This is a genomic window from Peribacillus sp. N1, assembly GCF_054600815.1.
Window position 1 is genome coordinate 1201982 of record NZ_BAAHZO010000001.1, and the last position, 25361, is coordinate 1227342.

General features: G+C 40.7%; 20 protein-coding genes, 1 pseudogene and 1 riboswitch. Of the genes and pseudogenes, 3 read left to right on the plus strand and 18 right to left on the minus strand.

Features of this window, described 5'->3' with window-relative positions; genetic code table 11:
* Positions 1 to 245: 245 nt before the first annotated feature.
* Positions 246 to 1778 (minus strand): flotillin family protein, encoded by a 1533-nt coding sequence (locus tag ACYP5M_RS05700; RefSeq protein ID WP_402937576.1) that lies wholly within the window; start codon positions 1776 to 1778, stop codon positions 246 to 248.
* A 20-nt stretch (positions 1779 to 1798) separates the two neighbouring features.
* On the minus strand, positions 1799 to 2317 hold the full coding sequence (locus ACYP5M_RS05705; RefSeq protein ID WP_101225196.1) for a hypothetical protein: 519 nt from the start codon (positions 2315 to 2317) through the stop codon (positions 1799 to 1801).
* A gap of 275 nt (positions 2318 to 2592) precedes the next feature.
* On the opposite strand from ACYP5M_RS05705, the gene ACYP5M_RS05710 reads away from it, so the two are divergent.
* Positions 2593 to 3165 carry a biotin transporter BioY gene (locus ACYP5M_RS05710; protein WP_230175713.1) on the plus strand — a complete coding sequence of 191 codons (573 nt, stop codon included), beginning with the start codon at positions 2593 to 2595 and terminating at the stop codon, positions 3163 to 3165.
* Positions 3166 to 3446: 281 nt separating this feature from the next.
* On the opposite strand, the gene ACYP5M_RS05715 is transcribed toward ACYP5M_RS05710, so the two are convergent.
* On the minus strand, positions 3447 to 3932 hold the full coding sequence (locus ACYP5M_RS05715; protein ID WP_101225197.1) for a YusW family protein: 486 nt from the start codon (positions 3930 to 3932) through the stop codon (positions 3447 to 3449).
* Between the two features lie 98 nt (positions 3933 to 4030).
* On the minus strand, positions 4031 to 4675 hold the full coding sequence (gene trhA, locus ACYP5M_RS05720; protein WP_101225198.1) for a PAQR family membrane homeostasis protein TrhA: 645 nt from the start codon (positions 4673 to 4675) through the stop codon (positions 4031 to 4033).
* Between the two features lie 160 nt (positions 4676 to 4835).
* Between trhA and ACYP5M_RS05725 the strand changes: the two genes are divergently transcribed.
* The gene (locus ACYP5M_RS05725; RefSeq protein WP_101225199.1) at positions 4836 to 5423 is read left to right on the plus strand and encodes a DUF2087 domain-containing protein; all 588 of its coding nucleotides are present in this window, start codon (positions 4836 to 4838) and stop codon (positions 5421 to 5423) included.
* Between the two features lie 61 nt (positions 5424 to 5484).
* Here the strand turns inward: ACYP5M_RS05725 and ACYP5M_RS05730 are convergent, their stop codons facing one another.
* The 4 genes from ACYP5M_RS05730 to ACYP5M_RS05745 form a co-directional block, all read right to left on the minus strand.
* Complete coding sequence (locus ACYP5M_RS05730; protein WP_402937586.1) at positions 5485 to 6084, minus strand: cell wall hydrolase; 600 nt, start codon at positions 6082 to 6084, stop codon at positions 5485 to 5487.
* A 105-nt stretch (positions 6085 to 6189) separates the two neighbouring features.
* Positions 6190 to 6765, minus strand: coding sequence for a GNAT family N-acetyltransferase (locus ACYP5M_RS05735; protein ID WP_434167142.1), 576 nt, complete (start codon positions 6763 to 6765; stop codon positions 6190 to 6192).
* Positions 6766 to 6804: 39 nt separating this feature from the next.
* Positions 6805 to 7209 carry a secondary thiamine-phosphate synthase enzyme YjbQ gene (locus tag ACYP5M_RS05740; RefSeq protein WP_434167143.1) on the minus strand — a complete coding sequence of 135 codons (405 nt, stop codon included), beginning with the start codon at positions 7207 to 7209 and terminating at the stop codon, positions 6805 to 6807.
* Between the two features lie 527 nt (positions 7210 to 7736).
* Positions 7737 to 7973 carry a hypothetical protein gene (locus tag ACYP5M_RS05745; protein ID WP_101225203.1) on the minus strand — a complete coding sequence of 79 codons (237 nt, stop codon included), beginning with the start codon at positions 7971 to 7973 and terminating at the stop codon, positions 7737 to 7739.
* Positions 7974 to 8180: 207 nt separating this feature from the next.
* Between ACYP5M_RS05745 and ACYP5M_RS05750 the strand changes: the two are divergent.
* Positions 8181 to 8285, plus strand: a pseudogene (locus ACYP5M_RS05750) (IS1595 family transposase); the annotation flags it as partial.
* 413 nt (positions 8286 to 8698) lie between these two features.
* Here ACYP5M_RS05750 and ACYP5M_RS05755 read toward each other — a convergent pair.
* The 10 genes from ACYP5M_RS05755 to ACYP5M_RS05800 form a co-directional block, all read right to left on the minus strand.
* On the minus strand, positions 8699 to 10591 hold the full coding sequence (locus tag ACYP5M_RS05755; protein WP_434167144.1) for a PTS fructose transporter subunit IIABC: 1893 nt from the start codon (positions 10589 to 10591) through the stop codon (positions 8699 to 8701).
* 4 nt (positions 10592 to 10595) lie between these two features.
* The gene (gene pfkB, locus ACYP5M_RS05760) at positions 10596 to 11516 is read right to left on the minus strand and encodes a 1-phosphofructokinase (RefSeq protein WP_230175707.1); all 921 of its coding nucleotides are present in this window, start codon (positions 11514 to 11516) and stop codon (positions 10596 to 10598) included.
* The gene (locus ACYP5M_RS05765) at positions 11516 to 12268 is read right to left on the minus strand and encodes a DeoR/GlpR family DNA-binding transcription regulator (RefSeq protein WP_459734770.1); all 753 of its coding nucleotides are present in this window, start codon (positions 12266 to 12268) and stop codon (positions 11516 to 11518) included. Before ACYP5M_RS05765 ends, pfkB begins: the two co-directional genes overlap by 1 nt.
* 230 nt (positions 12269 to 12498) lie before the next feature.
* Positions 12499 to 13776, minus strand: a complete 1278-nt coding sequence (gene odhB / locus ACYP5M_RS05770) for a 2-oxoglutarate dehydrogenase complex dihydrolipoyllysine-residue succinyltransferase (protein ID WP_459734771.1) — start codon at positions 13774 to 13776, stop codon at positions 12499 to 12501.
* Between the two features lies 1 nt (position 13777).
* Positions 13778 to 16630 carry a 2-oxoglutarate dehydrogenase E1 component gene (locus ACYP5M_RS05775; RefSeq protein WP_459734772.1) on the minus strand — a complete coding sequence of 951 codons (2853 nt, stop codon included), beginning with the start codon at positions 16628 to 16630 and terminating at the stop codon, positions 13778 to 13780.
* 376 nt (positions 16631 to 17006) lie between these two features.
* Entirely contained in the window at positions 17007 to 17777 is a 771-nt protein-coding gene (locus tag ACYP5M_RS05780) for a dioxygenase family protein (RefSeq protein ID WP_459734773.1), read from the minus strand.
* 75 nt (positions 17778 to 17852) lie between these two features.
* The gene (locus tag ACYP5M_RS05785; RefSeq protein ID WP_459734774.1) at positions 17853 to 18620 is read right to left on the minus strand and encodes a polysaccharide deacetylase family protein; all 768 of its coding nucleotides are present in this window, start codon (positions 18618 to 18620) and stop codon (positions 17853 to 17855) included.
* A gap of 102 nt (positions 18621 to 18722) precedes the next feature.
* On the minus strand, positions 18723 to 22172 hold the full coding sequence (gene metH / locus ACYP5M_RS05790; RefSeq protein ID WP_459734775.1) for a methionine synthase: 3450 nt from the start codon (positions 22170 to 22172) through the stop codon (positions 18723 to 18725).
* Positions 22165 to 24012, minus strand: a complete 1848-nt coding sequence (locus tag ACYP5M_RS05795; protein WP_459734776.1) for a bifunctional homocysteine S-methyltransferase/methylenetetrahydrofolate reductase — start codon at positions 24010 to 24012, stop codon at positions 22165 to 22167. Before ACYP5M_RS05795 ends, metH begins: the two co-directional genes overlap by 8 nt.
* 105 nt (positions 24013 to 24117) lie before the next feature.
* Positions 24118 to 24216, minus strand: a riboswitch (SAM riboswitch).
* A 111-nt stretch (positions 24217 to 24327) separates the two neighbouring features.
* Positions 24328 to 24978 carry an MOSC domain-containing protein gene (locus ACYP5M_RS05800; RefSeq protein WP_452445237.1) on the minus strand — a complete coding sequence of 217 codons (651 nt, stop codon included), beginning with the start codon at positions 24976 to 24978 and terminating at the stop codon, positions 24328 to 24330.
* Positions 24979 to 25361: the final 383 nt, after the last annotated feature.

The following is a 25361-nucleotide window of genomic DNA, read 5'->3' on the forward strand; positions in this document are numbered from 1 at the left end:
CAATGCAATTAAGTTCAGATGGTCAAATAGATAAAGTTTTAAGTGCATCCAATATAGGTTTCAAACATTTAGTAATAGCGAAACTAAAAACCAATTTAGGCTTAATTAAAAAGCAAAAAATAAACAACCAATCATCCTTGGTTGTTTATTCTCTATAAGTAAGTCCAATAACCTATCTGTATTGGTAATACAACAGCTTTAATTTCGTGTTGAACAGTATGATTTACCATGTATTTTCTTAATCGTTATTCTTCCTTGCCTGCTGCCATATTCATGTTCGCTTCGACATTCTCCTGGCTGATGGTGGTAAATGGTAAATTTCGTTTTCCTGAGAAATTCTCAAGCAGGTCTTTGACATCAATTCCCGAAGATGCCTTTAATGACTCCTGCAAGGATGCCATTAAATCCGTTGCATATCCAGTCACTTTATTAGCCCCGCCATTTTTACCGCTTCCACCTGTATCCACTACAGTGATCTTGTCGATATTACTAAGCGGGCTTGCCACTTGTTTTGCATACTCCGGCAGCATTTTCAAAATCATGTCCATTACGGCCGCTTGCCCGAACTGTTCAAAAGCTTCAGCGATTTTCTGCTTGGCTTCTGCCTCTGCTACCCCTTTTAACCTGATGATTTCCGCTTCAGACGTACCTTGTGCCCTTTGTGCGTCCGCTTTAGCAAGACCGTCCATACGAACACGTTCCGCTTCCGCTTTCGCCATGGCTTCAATTTTATACTTATCGGCATCCGCTTCTGTAATCTGTTTCATCTTGTTGGCTGAGGCTGCCTGCTCTACCGCATAACGGTCGGCATCGGCCTTTTTCTTCACTTCTGAATCATATTGCTTTTCACGGCGAAGGATTTCTTTTTCCTCCAGCTCAATTTGCTTCTGACGTTCAATGATCCTGATTTGCATTTCCTGTTCTGTTACATCCTGTTTGGATCTGGCCGTTTCAAGATCGTAAGCTTGGTCAGCCCGTGCTTTGGCAATATCCTGCTCACGCCGGAATTCCGCAACCTTTAGCTTGTTGATTTTTTCGGCTTCTGCTATTTCGGTTGCCCTTTCAAGTTCGGCACGCTGGGCTTCCTTCGAAGCTTCGGCTCGCTTGATTCGCGTTTCTTTCTCTGCCTCGGCTGTAGCTATATCGGCATCCCTCTTCACCTGGGCAATCCTTGGCTTTCCGAGCGATTCAAGATATCCATTTTTATCCCGAACATCTTTAATCGTGAACGATACGATGATGAGTCCCATTTTAGCTAGATCCTGCGAGGCTACCCTCTGTACTTCCTGGGAAAACTTTTCACGGTTTTTATAAATTTCCTCGACTGTCATCGAACCAAGGATGGAACGAAGATGTCCCTCCAAGACTTCCCGCGCTTCCTGTTCACGGTCATCTTTTGATTTACCAAGAAATTGCTCTGCCGCTGTGGCGATATCGGTGATTGAACTGCCAATCTTGATTATCGATACACCATCTGCCATGACAGGAACTCCCTGTTCCGTATATACTTCAGGCGTTGAAACCTCAAGCTTGCTTGATAACAAGCTTAGTGGTTCCGCTTGCTGGAACACCGGGAGAACGAATGCACCACCGCCGCGGACGATTTTAATTTTATTTCCTGATTCGTCGATGTGAACATTTTTGCTTCCTAAATAGCTTCCGGTCACGATCAATGCTTCATCAGGACCAGCAGTACGGTATTTCGTAATAAAGACAGCAATAAGTGCGATAAGTAAAAATGCTACAATGGCGACAACAATCCAAATCAAATCAAACATAACTTACCTCCTACCCTTTTTTAATCCTGGTGGGGCATAACATAGACAACCCCATTTTTAACTTCGATGATCAAGACCTTTGAATCCGAAACAATACCTTCATTCTTATAACTTGCCGCAGTTTTCGCGATGCTTCCGCTGATGCTTTCAATCAGGACTTCCCCAAACCCGTCAACCGGGATTGATGTCAGAACCCTGCCGACCCTCCCTCTCAGGTCATTATCATGAAATGTCAAACTTTCTTCCGCTGATGAGATGGGAATCAAAACAAATACATTCAGTAAAGTGACGATAATTAATGAAATGATCAGGGAAATGCCGGCACTCAATCCAGCATTAAGTCCTGAAAGCGATTCAAACAAAAACCCACTCGCAAAAAACACGGTGAAAAAGCTAAAAATGAGAGTTGGATTAAATATATCCGGTAATTCAAGGCCGGAAAATATATCATTAAACAAAATAAATAAGAATGTTAGCCCCCCGAATATAATTAATCCATATAAATAGACTGTTTCTAACGGAACCCCAAATAACTCCATCTTTTTCATCCTTTAGTTTCGATTTCTCCATGCCGCTTACTACTTTAAGGACCTGGGATAAGCGTTTTACCAACAATGATAATATCTGGTTATAATCCCCTCCAATTACTTTGCTTACCATTCATACGAATGACGCATTCAAAAAGTTTCATTTATTTTAAAAGACCATTATTGAAATAAAATTCATAATACCATTGACAGTGTTTACTTAACATATTAAAATTCTTTATATGTTAACTCGTTACATAACTAGGTTTACATTAGGGGGAAGCACGATGAAGGAACGTCATGAGAAGTTAAGAATGATGATGGTTACAGCTTTATTTGCAGCACTTATAGGAATACTTGCCCAAATTACAATTCCACTGCCCATAGTACCGATTACAGGACAGACTCTAGCTGTTGGATTGGCAGCTACGATACTCGGTTCACGTTATGGAACCTCTTCCGTTTTATTATATTTGTTCATTGGAGCAGCGGGTGTTCCTGTATTCGCTGAAATGTCAGGAGGGCTTGCTAAAATATTCGGTCCTACTGGCGGTTATTTATTATCCTATATCCCGACAGTGTATATAACGGGTTTGATATTGGAAAAAACGCGTTTCTCAGTTGCGATGGCTTTCCTTGCAAATACAATCGGGATGATAGTTACTTTGGTCATCGGTACGGTTTGGTTAAAATATATGAGTTCATTATCTTGGCCAGTGGCATTTGCCAGCGGTTTTGCTCCATTTATTATCGTAGGCGTTTTAAAGGCATTCCTTGCATCTTGGCTTGGCATTACAATCCGTTCAAGGTTAGCGTCGGCTAATATGCTGCCCAAAAAAAATGCACCACTTTCCCAATGATGGGTAAATGAAAGAGAGGGTACCGCTAGTGGTACCCTCTCTTTCATTTATATTCAAATTCCGGAACTCTGCATAAAAAAAAGACTCTTAAAAAGAATCTTTTTTACAAGTATTTATTGCGGTCCTATCCCCATAAGTCCGAATATGAATAGCAAATGTATATTATCCCCTTTGCTAACCGTAATCATTTTACTATAGTAACAGTAATTTGACAACTATTGAGGACACAATGAACATGCTACCATTTTATTACAAAAGGAAGAATATAGTAACGGATTTGGTTACTTATTATTCACTTTATATTCTTTTTTCGTACCATCTTCGAAAACGACCTCTAGATCGAATTCTTGATAGTCATCTTTCAAATTAAAAGCTTTTGTCACTTCTTGAATGACTTCCTCATCTGATGAATCTTTGGTGAATGTCAATTTTTCTAAAATCGGGGTCAATTCTTTCATTGCTTCATCACCGTGAACTTCATGTTTGTTAAGTTTGTCCTCGATCGAAGCTTCTGTTTGGGCTCCCATGGTATCATATTCAGCTTCGTATTCGTTATCATTGCCTGTATAATCCACTTCTAATTGAAAATCCTTATAAGTGAAAGGCAGTTTTTCATTATTATCCGTTCCTGTTTCAGGGTTATTTTCCGCTTGATTTTCATTTTCCTGAACTGGCGGGTTTTTCACTTCATCGTTTTCTTCGCCGCATCCAGCCAAAACAAGCATAGCCGCAAACGGGACCGATAATATTTTGATTGATCTTCTCATTAGTTTTTTCCTCCTTTAGTTTGTATACGTTATTTATTTCCTAATAGGGGGATTTAAAACCTCAAGAATCTCTCAGATACATCATATCAACGAAGTTATTATAGTGGAAGGATATAAAACAATACCGCAAAAAAGTGTGTGACAGACCCTCCAAGCACGAATACATGCCAAACCGCATGATGAAACGGAAAACCGCGCCAAACATAAAAGATGGCTCCAAACGTATAAAGCAATCCCCCTGCAATCAATAACTGGATACCAGCTGAAGGCATCGTTGCTGTAAGTGGTCCCCAAACGATAACGATCATCCACCCCATCGCAATATAGAGAATCGTCGAAAGGAAGAGGAATCTTTTCACATAGAAAGCTTTGAAGACGACGCCTATGATTGCAACTCCCCAAATTATACCTAGCAGTGTCCAGCCGAGTGACCCTTGGATCACAAGAAGCATGATGGGCGTGTATGTCCCGGCAATGAATATATATATGGCTGAATGATCAAAGATTTCAAATATATCCTTCGTTTTGCCCTCTGGAAAACTATGCACTAAAGTGGAAGAAACATATAAAAGAAGCATGGAAACACCATAAATTACTGAAATGACTACATGCCAAGGCGATCCTGTTTGGGCTGAGAATATGATTAAAAACACAAGGGCGGCAATACTTAACAAAACGCCGATACCGTGGGTTATCGCATTGACCACTTCTTCTTTTTTTGTATAAACATGTGTATTAGCCATGTTACAGCTCCTTAATTCCGGCTTAATTTTTTTGTATTCACCTAAAGTATACACCAGTTCTTCCAAGCAATATAGAAAAGTGAATATTAACTTGATTAATACCCACTAATTAGATTATCATCTAATTAGATGATAATCTAATTAGAAAAGGGGGATAAAAGTGCAATTAGAAAAATTGGTCGCTTTCCACAAAACGATTGGTGATGTAACCAGGATTAGGATTATATCCATCCTTGCAAATGGCCCGAAACACGGACAGGCACTTGCGGGAATATTGAAATTGACGGCCCCGACCATATCACACCATTTAACGAAATTGAAGGACATTAATTTAGTGAAGGATCGCAGGGAAAAAAATACGGTATATTATTTTTTGAATGAAGATGTACTGAAGCATTATTCGTCAGCATTACCTAAAATGGTTTCAAATAAGGGGGACTCTAATAATATGGATAATCAAAAGCTGAATTTAGAACACAAAAAGATCCTTGAAAACTTCTATACGCCAGATGGCCGACTAAAAACAATACCAGCACAAAGGAAAAAGAAAATGATCATCCTTCATCATATTGGCAGCCTTCTGGAAAAGGGACGTAAGTATCCAGAAAAAGAACTGAATGAATTCATACAGTCATTCCATGATGATTATGCAACGATAAGGCGTGAACTCATTATCGGAAGCATCATGTACCGTGAAAACAGCATTTATGAGCTGAATCCCCGCGAGATGTGGGCTGACATCGTTTAACGGAAGGATTCTAAATTAAAAACCGGCCTCCCATTTGGAAAGCCGGTTCTTGAGATGCAGTTTATATGGCAAAATGGTGACCGCCGATTATTTTGATTACATCTAATTGTTTCATCCATTCGCTGTCCGAAATGCTAGGATTCCAAAAATACAATGCATCATTTGTATAGCCATGAATCGCCAATGCTTCATTGACAGCTTTCTTGGCGTCATCTCCTGCTGGTTTATTTATACTGCCATCACCAACAGGCGAGAATTGGTTTTTTTGATAGATGACTTCCCGTACCGTATCAGGAAATTCATCGCTATCAAGGCGATTCAAAACAACTCCTGCCACCTCGACCTTACCTCTGTATGGCTCCCCTTTAGCTTCTGCATGCACAAGCCTTGCTAATAATTCTTTATCTTTTTCATTCATTACATGTGGAATAATCAATGTTTTACCGGGCTCGGCAACATTATTTACATTATTATTGACTTCTTTCAACTTACCGATTGGAACACCGTGCTGCTTCGCAATATCCCATATCGATTCACCTTGTTTAATGACATGTTTGGTTGCTCCATCCGAAGCTTTACTGGTCGTTCCCTTAGGAAAAGCTATCCCAAGTATGATGACACTTAGAGTCATTATCACAGTTATTATAACTGATAATTTCATCCTGTAACCTCCTCGTTAAGCATCTTCCTAGGATAACAGACCATATGGGAGAAAACAGTGCTAAATTTTTTCCAAGGAAATGAAGGAAAAATTTTCACGGGTCTATTAACTTCGAAATTTTAATGATTTCCATTCTTCACGTAGCATTCCCATTCTGATTGAATCGTAATAATAACCATCATGATAACGGCATTTTCTCATCCTTCCCTCTACTTGCATGCCCACCTTTTCTCCAACTGCGATCATACGTTCATTACCTGACCACGTCGTCAGACCAACCCGCTCAATCTCCATTTTTTCGAATAAATAGCCTATGTATAACATTAACGCTTCTGTTCCGTAACCGCCGTTCCAATACTCGGGCTCAAAAATCGTAATTCCGATTTCAAGCCAGCGTGAAGGTTCATGTTCCCAGTAATATACAACAGAGCCTATTATTTGATCGTTTTTTTCCATTAATAACTCGGAATAAGCCCCCATTTTTTCATCATAGGTTTTATGCTTCAGTTCTTTTTCGATATACGTTTGGAAATCAATGAGTTCTAGAGGATAATAAGGTGCATCCCACTTTTTCCATTCTGGATCGGCTTCTCCATATTTCAGGCTCCATAAACGTTTTACATCGGCTTGTTTAACATTCCTCAATATTACTTTGCTTCCTTCAATCCAAACATCGTCCAATCCGCTTCCTCCCACTTCATCCTTGCCATACCTTCCATTTTACCGGTCGACACATAATTTTATAAAATATTGCCTTTCTCTGGGACCATCGAATTCACAAAAATATACACCCTGCCATGTACCAAGGATTAAGCTCCCTTTATGGATAATCACCTGCTGTGAAGAACCAACCGTACTTGATTTCAAATGGGCAGCCGTGTTTCCTTCCATATGTAAATCCAATGTATGGTTCCATGGGTATTGCTCATCAAATCTTCTTAGCATATCCTTTTTGACATCGGGATCAGCATTTTCATTAATCGTGATTCCTGCTGTCGTATGTGGACAATATATAAGAGCTATCCCCTCTTGAACCCCATTTTCATTAATGAAGGCCTGTACTTCTATCGTTACATCAATCATATCATCCCTTTTCGTCGTTTTTAAGGTATTTTTCTTCAGCATGTACGTTCACTCCCTTTGTCAATTTAATACTCTTTACCCATAAACATAACATTCATGCTTTAAAAAACCAGTCGATATTAAGATTAGCAAACCTTATAATAATTATTTTGTTTTAATATTGGATCTATAAGGAATGAGGGAGGTGAGAATGGTTTGAATACGGATCGACCAGTTGAGGACTGCGCGAAAAATCCCATCCAGCTCTTGTAGTTGAGAATAAGATAGGTTATAGGCTTCTAGCCACATTTAATAATATCTTTTAAAGTGACGCAAGGTTTCCTGAAGCGAACCGCATTTTTGTATCACCCTTTCGGCAACCGGATTGAAGTTTTGGATTGGATATAAGAAAAGCGGACCCGGTGTAATTGGATGCGCTTTCAGACTGAAGACAAACTCGACGAAAATCAAGTTTGTCTTCAGTTTTTTTTGTTTTAGGCTATGTTAATTTTCATTGTTAATTTACGATTGAAATAACAGCTAATCGAATAAAATGAATTTATCCTCTTGTGTAAGTTGCCGATATAGCATTAGTTCTCACCCAATTCTAACTCCTTTATGCTCATGCCTTCCGTGGTTAATCGGAATAGACCGAACATTACTGGATTAGCTTGCACCCACCCTTCACGGACTAACTCTTTAAGAGTCTGATTTATACAGGATAGAGTTCCCCATTCTTTCGGAAGACGGCCAGAAATTTGAATCGGTGTCTGCCAATCAGTGGTTAATGATAGCAACAAGTTTCGTTGTTTTGGGGTCAAGTCCATACTTACTACCTCCCAGTTTTTAGGTCGCCAATATTAATGGTACGTTCTTAATGACTGAAAAGTTTCGTTAATCGGTAATAAACAGCTATCTACAATGATTTTTCTTATAGATAAATTATCACTTCAATATTGTGAAACCCCAATTAGCCAAAGCACGATCGGCACTAAATTGACATCGGACAATACGCTTGCAAAGATGCTTGAATGGCTTTTTCTTCGTATGTAAAAAGCAAAGGATTGGATCCTTGCCGTTTTAAATCAGATGGAACAGAACGTGTTAAAGGACTTTACCACATCCAGAATGTGAAAAATTCATCGATAATTATTAGAGTGGGTTTTATTTTTTTAGGTATAGTGAAACATCTATCCTAAGGAAGCACATGCCATCAAGGACACATTCAAGAAGAAATAAATCAAGATCGTAAAAAACAGTGTAAAGAAGTCCTTTTCACCAGATAAGTTTATCAAGAAAGAAGACAGGGAGATTAAAGAAAGTTCAACTGATCCTGAGAATAGCTACTATGTGCAAGAGAACAAAACAGCTTGCCTATTCGTTTCATGCGGCAGTTGAAAATACGCATGATAGTCATCTTAGACCCTCTATTTACAATTACTTCCATCCAATAAAATTAAAAAAGGTTCCGGAATGATGCCATTCCGAAACTTTTTTGTCTACAAACTGAATGCGGATCCAATGTACTTGGACCCGCTATCTTTCAGTTTTTTTATATCCGTTTCTTTTTCCAGAATCCCAATATTAAAGCGGTAATAAGGGCTCCTATTAAAATAGCCAGCAAATAGCGGAAAGGATGGTTGACTAGAGGGATGACAAATATTCCCCCATGAGGCGCTGGCAAAGTTACACCAAAAGCCATTGACAGGGCTCCTGCCGTCGCTGCCCCAACAACACTGCTGACGATAACGCGCAATGGATCCGCCGCCGCAAAAGGAATGGCACCCTCTGTGATGAATGAAGCACCCATGAAGTAATTAGTGAATCCGGACTTCCTTTCCATTTCACTGAATTTACTTTTAAAGAATGTTGTTGCAAATGCGATTCCCAGGGGAGGAACCATTCCGCCAGCCATTACTGCAGCATGCGGTCCGAAACTTGATGCCTCAATGGCTGCAATCCCAAAGGTGAATGCTGCTTTATTTAAAGGTCCGCCCATATCCACAGCCATCATACCCCCAAGAATCAGGCCTAGGAATATTGCGTTCGTTCCGGATAAGCCCTGAAGCCAATTGGTCAGGCCCGTGTTAATTGCTGTTACTGGTTCATTTATAAGAAATATCATGATAAACCCTGTAATTAACATTCCGAAAACAGGATAGAGTAAAACTGGTTTAATGCCATCGAGTGTTTGCGGTAACTTGGAAAACAATTTTCTTAAAAGTAATACGACATAACCTGCAAGGAAACCGGCAATCAGTCCGCCAAGAAAACCGGCATTGGCCTGTGCTGCCAATAATCCCCCTACCATACCAGGAGCAAAACCTGGACGGTCGGCAATACTTGAAGCAATGAATCCAGCCAGGACAGGGATAAGTAAGAAGAAAGCACCATTTCCACCGCCAATATCACTTAATGCTTTGGCAATCGGATTATACTCCGGATTTGCCGGATCGGCTGCCTCTATCCCGAAAAAGAAAGAAAGCGCAATCAGGATTCCGCCCCCGACGACAAATGGAAGCATATTACTTACGCCATTCATTAAGTGCTTGTAAATCCCCAATCCTCCTTTAGCTGAATCACCTTCATCACTTTTATCATTTCCAGTTCCTTTGTAAACAGGTGCATCCTGATTCACGGCTCTGATTAACAGCTCCTCGGTCTTCCGGATTCCATGGGCAACAGGCACAATAATGACATGTTTTCCATTAAAACGATCCATTTCCACCTGCTTATCCGCTGCGACGATAATTGCATCCGCCTCATCAATCTCTGCAGCGGTTAAACCATTTTTGATTCCTGTGGAACCATTTGTTTCCACTTTGAAATCGATTCCCATTTCCTTCGCTTTGGCCTTTAACGCATCGGCAGCCATATAAGTATGGGCAATTCCTGTTGGACATGCTGTAACGGCAAGGATTTTACCTCCTTTATCGTTACCACTGGCATCATTACTTGATTGCTCCTCTTCCCTTTCTTCTTCATAAGCCTCCATTTCTTTTTGGTTGATTATCTCCAACACTTCCTCACCGGAAGAAGCAGAAATCAAGCGGGCTCTGAATTTATCATCCATCAGTAACGAAGAAAGCCGGGAAAGGGTTTCCAAGTGATCTGCATTCGCTCCTTCACTTGCTGCAATCATAAAGAACAAATGAGCTGGCTGCCCATCAAGCGATTCATAATCCACACCACTGACCGATTTGCCGAAACAGATGGCTGGTACCCTTACAGCATTTGTTTTTGCGTGCGGTATGGCTATCCCCTCACCAATCCCTGTTGTGCTTTGCTCTTCACGTTTTAAGATGGCAGCTTTGAAACCCTCCACATCGTTTAACCTTTCTGCCTCGGCCAACTTTCCTGATAGTTCATCAATGACTGCTTGCTTTGTAACACTTTGCAAATCTATTATGATTGTATCCAATTTTAACAAGTCTGTAATTTTCATAGAGTCAGCCTCCTGTTAGTTGATTGATGGCAATTTGCGGTAATAACTCTTCAATTTTATCCAGTGTACCGAGATCGGATGAAAAGGCTGTAGCACTTCCTGCAGCAAGACTGAAGCGGAAAGCGGATAAAATATCCCCTGTCCTTTCATATGTCCCGATGAAACCTGCGACCATGGAATCACCGGCACCCACTGAGTTGATGACGTTCCCTTTTGGAACATTTGCGGAATATGACTCTCCACCGGTGCAAAGCACGGCCCCCTGTCCCGCCATTGAAACAATAACATTTTGTGCTCCTGCTTCAACCAATTTAGTGCCATATTCTCTAGCATCATCAACCGTCCTTATTTCTGTGGAAAAAAGCTCACCCAGTTCATGGTGATTCGGCTTTATTAAAAATGGCCGGTGTGGAAGGACATTCAGTAATCCCTTGCCACTCGTATCCACCACCACTTTAATGCCGTTATCGGAACATGACCTTGCCATGGCTTCGTATACATCCGATGGAACGCTTGGAGGAATGCTTCCTGACAAAATGAGGATATCATTATTATTCAACTGTTCAATTTGACTAAATAATTGTTGATAATTCCCTTTTGAAATGACTGGCCCTTGGCTATTAATTTCGGTCTCCAGCCCTGTCTTCAATTTGATGTTTATTCTTGTATCTCCAGCTATCTCTGTAAAGTCCGTGAAAATCTCTTCCTGTCTTAAGAACCTTTTTACAAATTCACCTGTTTGTCCACCGATGAATCCTAAAGCTGTCGTACTATTGCCCAGCCTTTTAAGCACTCGGGAAACATTGATCCCTTTCCCTCCAGGGAATTTTGCATCATAACTGGTTCGATTCACCTTGCCCATTTGAAAACTTTCCACCTCGACAAGGTAATCGATGGATGGGTTGAGTGTCACTGTATAAATCATTAAATGGTCACGACCTTTACCTTTGGATTTTTATCGAGTTGAGCAACAGCCTCTTCATCATTGCTGTCAGTAAGGATTATGGCATCGCTTACATCTGCCACCTTAGCGAAAGTAGCTTCATTCAGTTTTGAACTGTCAGCAAGCACATAAGTTTCGTTAGAGAGGCCTAACGCCATCTTCTTCAGTAGAGCTTCTTCCGGATCGGGTGTTGTGAAACCCAGATCTTGATGGATGCCGTTCATTCCCAAGAAACATTTATCAAAACGGTATTCATTCAAAAACTGTACAGCATTACTTCCTATAACCGCATTTGTCGAAAATTTAATCATTCCGCCAACTAACACTGTTTTGATTTCCAATTCGATGAGTTTTGGAATATGCATAAGACCATTTGTCAGCACCGTTATATTTTTATCCTTTAAATAAGGAATCATTTCCGCAGTTGTCGTGCCTGCATCAAGATATATACAATCATTTTTCTCTATGAATGAAGCCGCCAGCTTTGCTATAAGTTGTTTTTCAGCTCTTGCTTTGTTTTGTTTTTCAATAGTTGTTGGTTCAAGGCCTTTTCTTTGAAGTAAAGAGGCCCCGCCATGCACACGCTTCAAGAGCTTCATTTCTTCGAGTTGCACTAAATCTCTCCGAATGGTCGACTCCGAGGCTTGTAGCTGATCTACAAGCTCCTGCAGCTTTACCGTTCCATGTTCTTTAAGGATCGATAAGATGAACTGGTGCCTTTCAGTTGTCAACAATTCGCCCACCTCACTTTAATATCATCATCATATATGAAAACGAAGGAATAATCAATCACAAACGTTTAAAAATACTCAAATTCATTCAAAAATACCTTCAAAAACATTCAACTTCAATTGAGAAAACCTTTCTTGAACCCCATTATCTCTTTTTCTATGAAAATATCCTTTCAGTTCTTCAAACAAAAAACCCCCATGTCATGATGACAGGGGGGTTTCTTATTATTTTATTAGCCTTGAAGTAAAAGTTGTTCTGGATCTTCCAGCATATCTTTGATAGCCACTAAGAAACCAACAGCTTCTTTTCCGTCTACGATACGGTGATCATAAGATAATGCAAGGTACATCATTGGTCTGTTTTCGATTTGATCTCCAACAGCGATTGGACGAGTCTTGATTGTATGCATGCCCAAGATCCCAACTTGAGGGGCATTCAAGATTGGTGTTGATAATAGGGAACCGAAAGTCCCTCCATTTGTAATGGTAAAAGTACCACCTGATAAATCTGAAAGTCCCAGTTTGTTGTTACGCGCTTTAACAGCTAAATCGGAAATGTTCTTCTCGATTTCAGCAAAGCTTTTGCGGTCAGCATCCCTTACTACCGGAACAACAAGACCTTCATCTGTGGATACAGCTACACCGATATCATAAAAGTTCTTTTTCAGGATATGGTCGCCTTGGATCTCAGCATTCAATAGCGGATATTTTTTCAATGCGCCAATGACCGCTTTAGTGAAGAATGACATGAAACCAAGTTTAACGTCATTTGTTTTCACGAAAGAATCCTTATGGCGATTACGCAATTCCATGACTGCAGAAAGATCGACTTCGTTAAAAGTAGTAAGCATGGCTGCTTCGGATTGTACTTGAACTAGACGTTTGGCAATGGTTTGACGACGGCGTGTCATCTTAACCACTTCAATGCGGTCATCATTCACTTCAACAGGAGCGGATGCTTGTTTAGCTGCAGGAGCTTGTTTTGGAGCTGCCGCAGGTGCTGTAGGTGCTGCAGGAGCATTACTTGCTGCTTCTACGTCTTGTACACGTACACGACCTAGTGGGTCGGCTACAGGCACTTGAGTCAAGTCAATTCCTTTTTCACGAGCCAATTTCCTTGCAGCTGGTGAAGCAATAACTTGTTGAGTGGATGATGCTTCTTTCGCTTCTGCTTTAGGAGCCTCTTTAGCAGGAGCCGCTTGTTCAGCCTTAGCTGGTTCTGCTTTAGCTTCTTCAACCTTAGGAGCTTCCGCTTTTGGAGCTGCTGCAGCTGATCCATTTTCATCAACGATGGCGATAGCCTGTCCGACTTGGACAGTATCGCCTTCTTCCGCTAAATGTTCCGAAAGTGTACCCGTATAATCTGAAATGATTTCCACGTTCACTTTATCCGTTTCAAGTTCAAGGACATATTCTCCTTTTTCAACGTGATCACCGGGTTGCTTTAACCATTGCGCAATAGATCCTTCAGAAATTGATTCTGCTAATTCAGGTACTTTTACTTCAGCCATTTTATTTCTCCCCCTCATTATTGCGTGTAATTGCTTGAGTCATAATCCGTTGTTGTTCATTTTTATGGACAAGTGGATCTCCCTCAGCCGGGCTTGATCTGCGCTTCCTTCCTATATATGTTACTGAAAGATTGCCAGGAGCCGCTGCATTTAGGCGAGGTTCAACAAATGTCCAAGCACCCATGTTTTTAGGTTCTTCTTGAGCCCAGAAGATTTCTTTAAGATTTGTATATTTTTTCAGGGCTTCTTGAACTCCAGTGAATGGGAATGGATAAATTTCTTCGATACTGATGATTTGCAACCAATCCGTATTTTTTTCAGTTGCAGCTTTTTCACGAAGTTCAACCGCCAATTTACCTGATGCAAAAACAATGCGTTCAACCGATTTAGGTTTTTTGCCCAAAGCTTTGGTTTCTACGAAGGATTCAAATGCGCCTTCACTGAATTCTTCTGCTGTAGAAGCCATTACTTGATTACGAAGCATACTCTTCGGTGTCATGATGACTAGCGGACGTACTTGCTCTTGATCCAAAATCTTAGCTTGTCTTCTAAGGATATGGAAGTATTGAGCTGCCGAACTTAAGTTGGCAACTGTCCAGTTGTTTTCAGCTGCTAATTGAAGGAAGCGTTCCAGTCGTGCACTTGAGTGCTCTGGCCCTTGTCCTTCATAACCGTGTGGAAGCAGCATGACAAGACCTGATTTTTGACCCCATTTTGCACGGCCTGCCGCGATGAATTGGTCAAAGATCACTTGTGCTGTATTAGCGAAGTCACCGAATTGCCCTTCCCATAATACAAGTGTCTCAGGTGCAAATACATTATAACCATATTCATAAGCCAGAACTGCCGTTTCAGTAAGCGGGCTGTTATGAACAGCGAATGATGCTTTGGCAGTTTCAAGTGTGTGAAGTGGTGAATATGTTTTGCCATTAACACTATCATGTAACATGATATTACGTTGTGCGAATGTTCCACGCTCTGAATCTTGTCCTGTCAAACGGATTGGTGTGCCGTCACTCAATATGGATGCAAATGCCAATGTCTCAGCATGAGCCCAATCAACTTTTCCGTCAGCACCAAAGGAATCCAAGCGACGTGATAAAATCTTTCCTAATTTTTTATTAGGAGTGAATCCTTCCGGCCACTTAACAAGTTCTTCGTTAATTGTAACAAGTTCTTGTTTCGGAACTGCCGTTTCAATGGCTGGAAGTCCTTTTTCAATAATCCCGGGAGGATTACACTCTTTAGAAGCTTCCGGTTTATTTCCGGAAATTTTCGCATATGCATCTGCAAGCCTCGTATCCACTTGCTCAGCAATCGCTTTAACTTCAGCTTCAGTGAACTCGCCAGTTTCAATAAGTTTTTTCCCATAAAGCTCTTTAACGGTTGGGTGCTTATGAATTAATGCATACATTTCAGGTTGAGTCACCAATGGCTCATCCATTTCGTTATGGCCGAAACGTCTGTAACCGATCAGGTCGATCAAGAAATCCTTATTGTATTTTTCACGGTATAGGTTAGCAAGGTTCACAGCAGCCATACATGCTTCTGGATCATCTGCATTCACATGCACGATCGGCACTTCAAAGCCTTTTGCCAAATCACTAGCATATAAGGTTGAACGTGAATCTTCACTTTCCGTTGTAAAACCGATCATGTTGTTGGCGATGATATGGATGGCGCCGCCAACTTGATAACCGCGTAAACGGCTTAAGTTAAACGTTTCAGGTACAATTCCTTCACCTGGGAATGCTGCATCACCATGAATCAGGATTGCAAGGGATTTGGAAATGTCTTGCACCGGGAATCCTTTTTCTGTACGGTCTTCTTGAGCCGCACGAGAATACCCTTCCACGATTGGACCGACTACTTCCAAGTGACTTGGGTTATTTGCAAGTGTAATCCTTGCTTTTTGTATATTAGCTTTAGTAATCTGTTTATCCAGACCCAAATGATATTTAACATCACCTGTCCATCCATTGTTAATGCCTGTCGAACCTTCGGAAGGAACCAAATCTTTATTCGGTGAATGTTGGAATTCAGAGAAAATGACCTCATAAGGCTTTCCTAATACATGTGCAAGCACATTCAAACGTCCTCGGTGAGCCATGGCGATATTCACATTCCCCGTTCCGTTTTGAACAGTTTGTGAAATCATTTCATCTAAAATCGGAACCAAAGCATCCAGTCCTTCAATAGAGAAACGTTTTTGCCCTACATATGTGCGGTGAAGGAATTTCTCGAAACCTTCTACTTCATTCAATCGTTTAAGTAATAGTTCTCTTTTCTCTTTTCCTACTTCCGGGAACATGTTTCCAGATTCGACCATATCAGTAAGCCATTGCTTTTCATCCAAGTCATTAACATGATGAAATTCAAAGGCTATCGTTTTTGTATAGAGTTGTTTTAGGTATTGTACGGCTTCGTATCCGTCTTTAACGTCTTCAGGTGATTCCGGACAAATTAAGTCAGCCGGTATTTTCCTTAAATCATCTGCAGTCAAGCCATATTTTTCAAAGTGAATTTGTTCAGTGTCCAGAGCTTCTTCTTTTAAAGGATAAATATTTGCAGCAAGATGCCCGTATGCACGGATATTTTCAGCTAAATTAACTGCAGACATAATTTTCTTCATTGGAAGAACTTCTCCAGTTTGTACAGTTGATGCACTTACAGTCGTTGTTTCTGCCGATACATCGAATGAAGGAGGACCTGCTACTTCAAAAAAGTTTTTCAGTTCCGGATCCACTTCTTCCGGGTTGGCTAGAAATAAATCGTATTGCTCCATGACATACCCAAGGTTTGGACCCGAAAAAGCTTTCCAGTGGTCTAATACCTTAGAATCATTGATGGTCATTTTGTAAACCCCCAAATTTTTCTCATAATTTTTTTCATTTCGTTTTATCCATCCCCAAATTTCTTTCTTCTAAATTTTCCCCAAATATATGATATATATAAGATATATAATAAATAACTTTGGTTATTGAATAATAAAATTTTAAAGGATAAAACGTTTTCAGATGTTATATTAACATGTTTTTGTCGAAATATCCAAAGGTTAAACCACTTTATGCAACCTTTTTTAAACTATATTTCTGTTTAATTCGTCAAAAATCGCTTTTAATTGTCTTTTTTGCTCATTTAAGTCTTTTTTTCGCTAAAAAAAGAATTTTGTATTTTTGTATAATGATTATTTTTCAGGTAAATTTAACTAGTTTGAAAACCCTTTCACCTCAATCAAACTTCCAAGCTGTTAAACTCAGATTGCCATATTGAAAGCTCCTGTGCAGGAGAGCCGCTTTTTTGTTGTCATCTCCTGACCCCATTGCGATGACCAATGGAATGAAATGCTCTTTGGAAGGCACAGCCTCTGTACTGTAAGGGGCGATTTTTTCATAATTGAACAAAGATTGCAAATCCCATTTCATGATATTCTCTTCGACCCAGTCCTCAAACTCGATTGCCCATCCTTCTGCAACATGCATATCTTTCTGAATTTGGGTGAAATTATGGACAATTCCACCGCTTCCTATGATTAGGACATTACTTTCCTTTAATTCTCTCAATGCTTTCCCAATTTCATACTGCTTGTCCAATGGCAGCGCAGGACTGATGGACATGGATACGGTCGGGATGTCAGCTTCGGGATACATGATATGCAAAAGCCCCCATGCTCCATGATCCAGGGGGCGCCTTTCATCAAGTTCCCCCAATACACCTATCTTGGACAATAAGGTTAAAATTCGATCTGAAAGCTCAAGGCATCCCCTGGCAGGATAAGTTATTTGAAATATTTCTTCAGGATATCCTGCAAAATCATAAATGACTTCATGCTTCCCTACTGCAGAAATCATTTGATCTTCATTTTCCCAATGTGCTGACAAAATAACGATGGCAGCAGGTTTCTTCATAGCTTGCATATAATCCTTCAAAAAAGAAGTGTAGTTATTCTTTTCCAAAGCTAATAGCGGTGTTCCATGTGATAAAAACAATGATGGCATCATAGAAACGATAAATCCTTTCACAATGTAATCTCTATATCCTATACCTTAATTTACTATAGATAAACAATGTGTTCATCAATTAAATTGCATTTTTGGGGTTGTCTCATCAATAGTATCAAAGGTATACCCTTCTTTTTTTAGGAATTCAATTATATCAGGCAATGCTTTCACTGTATTTTTCATACTATTGATATCATGCAATAAGATATTAACATGCTTTTGATCTTTCGTCCCTTTTTGTACAGCAGTAATGATTTGTCGTTCACTTATTGACGGACTGAAGCCATCTGTCGAGTCAATGGACCAATCAAAGTATATATACCCTTTGTCCTTTAGTTGTTGAAGGATCCCATTGATGATGGATTTAGTGGCAGCCTGATGCCGTAGACGATTATTCGAGCCGCCAGGAAGGCGCACAATTCGGCTTTTTAACCCATACTCCTTTTGCAGCATGGTTTCAAGTCTATTCAAGTCTTGAAAGAAACCCTCAGTCGATCGATAAATGATGGAATAATCATGTGTATATGAATGAAGGGCAATCGAATGACCGCGGGAAATCATTTCCTGATAGCATTCCTTTGCGTATGGCTCTTCGTTGCCTTTAACGAAAAATGTGGCTTTAACATGATAGCGGTCCAAAATATCCAATATCTTGATGGTATTCAAAGATGGACCGTCATCGAAAGTCAAATAGGCGATTTTCTGATTTTCCTTACTTTTTAGGAGCGGTGTCATCTCTTCAGGTACCATTGCATGTACTTGAACGTTTTGCACAGCCATAAGGAACAAAATAATAATGAAAGAACCCGCCATGGAAAGAAATAAATTAAGCTTATTCTTCATAGGTGTTGCATCCCCTTCCTTTTGACCATTAAGATGTGCCAATATAGGGGATTCATGCGCAATAAGGCAGCGGTAAAAAATACCGCTGCCTTATAATATGAATTATCGATCGACATTAAAGTAACGAGCTTCAGGATGTGCAAAAACAATGGCGGAAACGGAAGCCTCTGGTTCCATCATGCATCCTTCAGTCAATTCCACACCAATATCTTGAGGTTGTAACAGGCGGAATAGCTTCTCCTGGTCTTCCAGATTAGGACAAGCAGGATAACCAAAAGAAAACCTTTGTCCGGTGTACTTAGCGGCAAATCGCTCTTTCATGGACATTTCAATCGGATCGCTTATGCCTAAATCATCACGCATTAATTGATGAATTCTTTCCGCAAACCCTTCTGCTGTTTCGAGAGCAAGTGATTGAAGGGCGTGATTTTTCAAGAAATCTCCTTCAAGCTTAAGTTTTTCTGCCCATTTTCTGATTCCTTTTCCGGCAGTGACCAGGAAGAAACCAACATAATCCATTTGCCCGGAGGAGACCGGTTTCGCGAAGTCCGCTAAACAAAGATGCGGACTCGTATCTTGCCTTGGGAAATCGAAAGTTTCCAAAACCTCTTGATGATTGTCCGGGTTGTATACCAATAGCCTATCTCCTTCGCTTTGAGCAGGGAAAAATTGATAAACTGCATGCAAGCCATAATCCGGTTCCGTCTTAAGGAATTCAATCAATTCATCAACGAGATCATTGAGCTGCACTGCTTTTTCATTCCCTTGCTTAAGCAGTTCGGAAACTTTACCTTTTAACCCCAAATGATGACCAATCAGCATTTGCCTATTTATATATGGCTGGATGACATCCAATGGATAGTTTTTCAGGACGTGACGTTTGATGTCACGCGGTATTTGAACAGGAACATCGCTTAAAGGAGCAGCTGTGGACTGCTTACGGACAGGTTTTTCCAGCGTGGCGGCAATGGCGGCATTCGCTTTCGACCTTTCTCGTTTCTCGACTAACTCTTCCAAGTACACCACTTTTTTGTCAGAGTCATGTAAAATATTCGTTACAGCCAAACCATCCATCGCATCTTTGGAATATAAAACCGGTCCTTCATATTCAGGTGATATTTTAAAATCGGTGAATTTACGTGATAATGCTGCCCCACCCACTAATATTGGGGTATCTATTCCAGCTTGCCTTAAATCCTGAGCGGTTAAAACCATTTGCTGTGCAGATTTGACAAGTAACCCAGAAAGGCCAATGATGGTTGGCTCATGTTTTCGAACCTCTTCAATGATTTGTTGCGGTGCGACCTTGATCCCTAAATCAATGACTTCATAGCCATTATTCGATAGGATGATATCCACTAGGTTTTTCCCGATATCATGCACATCTCCCTTGACAGTCGCCAAAAGGATTTTCCCTTTCTTAGCGCTATCTTCAGAGTTTTCCATAAGTGGTTCAAGGTGAGATACTGCCGCTTTCATCGCTTCAGCACTCTGAAGCACCTCTGCGACAATAAGTTGGTTGTCATTAAACAACCGACCCACTTCACTCATCCCATCCATCAATGGTCCATTGATGATTTCCAATGGGGTATCACCGCGCTCAATCGCTTCATTTAAATCATCAATTAATCCTTCTTTCGTTCCTTCGATAATATAGTTACCTAGACGTTCGTCCAATGGCAGGATTACACCATTATCCTTCTTCTCAGCTTTTTTTCCACGATAAAATTCGGTAAAAATCGCTAAAGTTTCTGTTGAAGTCTCAAACAGGAGTGCCTCAGCCAGTTTCACTTCCTCTTCCGGAATCAGAGCGAAACGTTCAAGTTTTTCTGTATTCACGATGGCATAATCGAGCCCCGCTTTTGTACAATGGTAAAGGAAAACTGCATTTAATATTTCCCTTCCTCTCGCTGGCAGACCGAAAGAAACGTTAGAAATGCCAAGTATCGTTAGGCATTCTGGAAACTTTTCTTTAATCGCCCTTATTCCATTCACCGTCTCTAAAGCAGACCCGATATATTGTTCATCTCCTGTGCCTACAGGAAATACAAGCGGATCAAAGATGATGTCACTTTTGTTTAGACCGTACTTATTGACGAGCAGATCCACAGACCGTGTTGCCACTTCCAATTTCCGTTCAGCATCGACGGCCATCCCTATTTCATCAATGGTTCCTACGACAACGGCAGCACCATATTGATGGACTAAGGGTACTATTTTTTCAAAGCGCTCTTCACCATCTTCAAGGTTTATGGAATTAATGATCGATTTTCCTTGTGAATGTTTTAATGCTTGTTCAAGTACAACTTCATCCGTAGTATCGATGACCAATGGGACCTTCACTTTTTTGACGACCTCTTCTACGAATTCCTTCATATCGCCAAGCTCATCCCCATCAGGATCAGCAAGACAAATATCAATGACATGGGCGCCTTTTTTCACCTGGTTACGTGCAATTTCGGCTGCTGGCTCGTAATGCTTGCCGCGTATCAGCTCCTTGAACTTTCGGGAACCGATAACATTCGTCCTTTCACCTACGAATAAAGGACGCATTGAATCATCATAAATGAGCGGCTCTATGCCTGATACGGCATGACCATGGGCAGTTTCCGTAATAGTACGGGGCTTCATGCCTTCGAGGACCCTGGAAAGTTCTTTAATATGCTCTGGTGTCGTACCACAACATCCGCCAATGATATTGACCCATCCCTTTTCGGCAAATTGCTTCATTTTCTCTGCCAGGGAAGTAGGTGACTCATGATAGTGGCCCTCTTCATCAGGGAGCCCGGCATTCGGATAACAGCTGATGGCGCTGTTTGATATATCTGCAAGTGTCCTGATATGGTCTATCATGAATTCCGGCCCCGTTGCACAATTAAGGCCGACAGCTACGGGCTTCATATGTTCAACCGATAAATAAAAAGCTTCTATGGACTGGCCAGCAAGTGTCGTGCCCATCGGTTCGATTGTTCCTGATATGATGACAGGCACATCTTTTCCTGTTTTTGCAAATGCTGCTTTGATTCCAGAAAAGGCAGCCTTGACATTAAGCATATCCTGACAGGTTTCCACCAACAGCAAGTCTACACCGCCATCCAAGAGACCCAGTGCCTGTTCTTCATAAGAATCGGTTAAAATATCAAAAGTCGTTCCGCCCGTTACGGAAAGCGTTTTTGTAGTCGGGCCCATAGAGCCAGCTACATACCTTGGCCATTCCTCATTGGAATACTTTTCACAAGCTTTAACGGCAAGCTCAGCTGAAATTTTATTTAGCTTGTAGGCGATCGTGCTTATTTGGTATTCCTCAAGAACGATGCTGGTCGCTCCAAAGGTATTTGTTTCAATGATATCTGCGCCCGCCGCTAAATATTTTTCATGAATGGATTGGATGATTTCCGGCTGCGTCAGTGATAAATATTCATTGCAGCCCTCGAATTGTTCCCCGCCAAAATCATTTGCTGTCAAATCCTCCGCTTGAAGCATGGTTCCCATCGCCCCATCAAGTAGGAGAATCTTGGAATTTAACTGATCTTGAATCGCTTTTTTATTCATGTACTGCCACCTCTGATGTCTGTTTACTATCGACTTTTCTAATATATTTCGTAAGTTCCGCCGTCATTTCATAGCGAAGGAACGGAGTGATTAAATATATGCCCTTGAATTTTTCCCTTGCCGCGTCCACCAGTTCCCGCGCGATATTAACCCCTTCAATCCTTGACTTTACAGGGTCATCCCCCGCTAAAGCCATCGCCCTTCTTACGTTATCAGGCAATTTGATGCCTGGGATCTCATTATGGATGAATTCTGCGTTCCGGGTGCTTGTCAAAGGCATGATACCGATGAAAATCGGGGTTTCTAAATGTTTTGTAGCTTCATGTACTTCTTCGATTTGCTCCACCGAATAAATTGGCTGTGTCAAAAAGGATTGAGCACCACAGGAAATCTTCTTTTCCATTCTCAGTACTGCTTTATCCAAATATTTCACATTCGGATTAAACGCTGCCGCAATTTTAAAATTTGCCCGTTGCCCCAGACTTTGACCGGAATAGGAAAGACCTTCATTAAATTGTTTGACCATGCTTATAAGGTCGAAGGAAGATAAATCATAAACCGAAGTGGCACCCGGGAAGTCCCCTATTTTTGAAGGATCTCCGGTGATGATCAATAATTCATTCAGCCCCACCGTCTGCAGACCCATTAAATGTGATTGCAGGCCAATCAAATTTCGATCACGGCATGTTATATGCACCATCGGATTAATATTCAATTGGTTCTTCAGTAGGTTAGCCAGAGCATCATTCGATATCCTTGGTGAGGCAAGTGAATTATCCGCTAGTGTAATGGAATCGACCCCTGCTTTTTTCAAAACCTCTGCACCGGTCATGAAGCTCTCTATTCCCAGCTTTTTAGGTGGATCAAGTTCAACCAGGATCGTCCTTTCCGTCTTGGCCTTTTCGTACAGTGGAAGTTCCAATTCTCTTTCGTTCACTTCAATTATTTCTATTTCACGGGATTTCGTAACTTTCTCTTTTACGGGAGCAAAACTTCCGATCGCATTCTTTACAGCTTGAATATGCAGTGGCGTCGTTCCACAGCACCCGCCTATGATAGCGGCACCTTGCTCACGAAGTTCCAGGGCACTTGAACCGAAATATTCCGGCACGGCTTTATAGACGAGCCTTCCATCCACATAATCAGGGAGGCTGGCATTAGGGTATATGGCAATCGATGCTTGCTTTGGCAAACTCACTTCTTCCAAGGCCCGGATCATATGATGTGGACCAAGACGGCAATTCACCCCAACAACATCGGCACCCAATTGCTCGAGTTTTTGAAAGGCTTCATTTAAATGGATTCCATTTTGGAGATTACCCAGTTCATGCATCGAAACATTTGCGATGATCGGCAGTCCAGTTTCATTTTTTACGATTTGCAGAACGGTTTCCAGCTCTTCCAGGTCATAAAATGTTTCCAAGAGAATCCCATCAGGATTTTCCATCAACAGACTGTATAGCTGTTCACGAAACCCCCGTTTAATCTCTTCCATGCTTAAATCCGATTTCCTGATACTCCGTTGTGCCCCTATGGTACCGAAGACATAAGCCTTTCCTTTTGCCGCTTTTTTAGCAAGAATGACTCCCTGGCGATTGATTCTGCTTACTTCATCTTCAAGTCCATACCGTTTCAATTTGTTGAAATTGGCTCCGTATGTATTCGATTGAAGGATATCTGCACCAGCTTCCAGATAGGCACGATGGATAGACTCTATTTGATCCGGATTCGTGCAGTTTAATTCCTCATAACATTGATCGATGCCATTTGAGTACAATAAGGTCCCCATTGCCCCTTCCCCAACTAACATTCTTTCTTTCACTTCTTTACGAAAATTCATCATTACACCCTCTCTCAAAAACAGTCCTGTTTTTGTCGTATTTTATGAGTATGAGAGAAAAGGAAAAAAAAACCTTCTCAAAGAAGAAGGTTTTTTGAAACATTCTCCTCATCTATCAAGCTCTGCTTGCTGGATTTAGCACCTTTGCCTAAGCTGGTTGCTGAGGTTTCTTCGGGCCAGTCCCTCCACCTCTCTCGATAAGATCCATTTATATAATTTTCACAAGATTTCAAAATTAGATTATATTTAATTTACATTAATAATCTGTCAATTTCAATACCTGATCGACATTTTTTTCACTTTTGCAAAAATGATTCAATCTTTTGCAGCCTGAACCCTCTTCAAGATTCTTTGTTTCCAGTCTTCCGCTAATGGGTCCAGAGTAAGTAAAGCCTTGGCGCCTTCCAGCCCATCTCGTTTATGAAGGATTACCTCTGCTGCATAATGAACTGAAATTTTTTCTTGCAAACGATCTATTAGTACGATCTCGTTTTGTTTATTTATCGTTCCTTCTTGAAGTACTCTTGCAAAATAACCAGTGAAACTCGTTTTCAGCACTAGTTCCAAAAACTTAGGTTCTTGATTGAAGTGGGAAATGGTCGAACAAGGTATCCTCCCCTGGTTAATTTGAACAATCACTTCGCCTATTTGATAAATATCGCCGATATACGTGGTTTCTTCTCTCATCCCCGCTACGGTTAAATTTTCACCGAATGCTGGGATATCCAGCTTTTTAGAGAATCTTTCATTCCATAATGAATAATGCTCAAAGGGGTAAAAGCACAAAGCCCGATCAGGACCTCCATGGAACTTTTCATTACCTACCCCATCACCAATTATGCCTGATTTAGTCACTGTCACATTATCCTGTGCTTGTTTATCCATGGCTGAAAAGATATCGACATTCGAAAAACTTTCATGTTTCGGCTTTCCGGCCTGAAGTGATTTGATTTTTCCATTTTCCATTTTGCATCTTCCATTCATATTTAATTTATATCATCCTATATGTATAAATTATACTAAAAATCCATTATATTCAGTAGTTTTTAAAAATATATGAAGTGAAAAAGCCACATGAGCCGTTAAATGGGCGAAATATCATTGATTTCCAGAAAAATTCATAGGTTAGTTTCAGTAATTTTGTTGCTATTTCAGAATTAAATATGGTAGAATATGAACACAATATATAGTCGAAAACTACAACTGTTCGCCTATATGTTGATTTTCACGATTGAATTCCTCATTGTCGCTCTTTAGGGAGCGAATTTTTTTGCCTTCATTATCATCCATCATTTTCTTTTAGTTCCATTCTAATCCTTAAATCGTGATTCACTTACCTATTTTCACTT

Coding starts and splice junctions, on each gene's coding strand:
- ACYP5M_RS05700 (WP_402937576.1), bottom strand. CDS start 1,778: ATGTTTGATTTGATTTGGATTGTTGTCGCCATTGTAGCATTTTTACTT.
- ACYP5M_RS05705 (WP_101225196.1), bottom strand. CDS start 2,317: ATGGAGTTATTTGGGGTTCCGTTAGAAACAGTCTATTTATATGGATTA.
- ACYP5M_RS05710 (WP_230175713.1), top strand. CDS start 2,593: ATGAAGGAACGTCATGAGAAGTTAAGAATGATGATGGTTACAGCTTTA.
- ACYP5M_RS05715 (WP_101225197.1), bottom strand. CDS start 3,932: ATGAGAAGATCAATCAAAATATTATCGGTCCCGTTTGCGGCTATGCTT.
- trhA (WP_101225198.1), bottom strand. CDS start 4,675: ATGGCTAATACACATGTTTATACAAAAAAAGAAGAAGTGGTCAATGCG.
- ACYP5M_RS05730 (WP_402937586.1), bottom strand. CDS start 6,084: ATGAAATTATCAGTTATAATAACTGTGATAATGACTCTAAGTGTCATC.
- ACYP5M_RS05740 (WP_434167143.1), bottom strand. CDS start 7,209: ATGCTGAAGAAAAATACCTTAAAAACGACGAAAAGGGATGATATGATT.
- ACYP5M_RS05745 (WP_101225203.1), bottom strand. CDS start 7,973: ATGGACTTGACCCCAAAACAACGAAACTTGTTGCTATCATTAACCACT.
- ACYP5M_RS05755 (WP_434167144.1), bottom strand. CDS start 10,591: ATGAAAATTACAGACTTGTTAAAATTGGATACAATCATAATAGATTTG.
- pfkB (WP_230175707.1), bottom strand. CDS start 11,516: ATGATTTATACAGTGACACTCAACCCATCCATCGATTACCTTGTCGAG.
- odhB (WP_459734771.1), bottom strand. CDS start 13,776: ATGGCTGAAGTAAAAGTACCTGAATTAGCAGAATCAATTTCTGAAGGA.
- ACYP5M_RS05775 (WP_459734772.1), bottom strand. CDS start 16,630: ATGACCATCAATGATTCTAAGGTATTAGACCACTGGAAAGCTTTTTCG.
- ACYP5M_RS05780 (WP_459734773.1), bottom strand. CDS start 17,777: ATGATGCCATCATTGTTTTTATCACATGGAACACCGCTATTAGCTTTG.
- ACYP5M_RS05785 (WP_459734774.1), bottom strand. CDS start 18,620: ATGAAGAATAAGCTTAATTTATTTCTTTCCATGGCGGGTTCTTTCATT.
- metH (WP_459734775.1), bottom strand. CDS start 22,172: ATGAATAAAAAAGCGATTCAAGATCAGTTAAATTCCAAGATTCTCCTA.
- ACYP5M_RS05795 (WP_459734776.1), bottom strand. CDS start 24,012: ATGAATTTTCGTAAAGAAGTGAAAGAAAGAATGTTAGTTGGGGAAGGG.
- ACYP5M_RS05800 (WP_452445237.1), bottom strand. CDS start 24,978: ATGGAAAATGGAAAAATCAAATCACTTCAGGCCGGAAAGCCGAAACAT.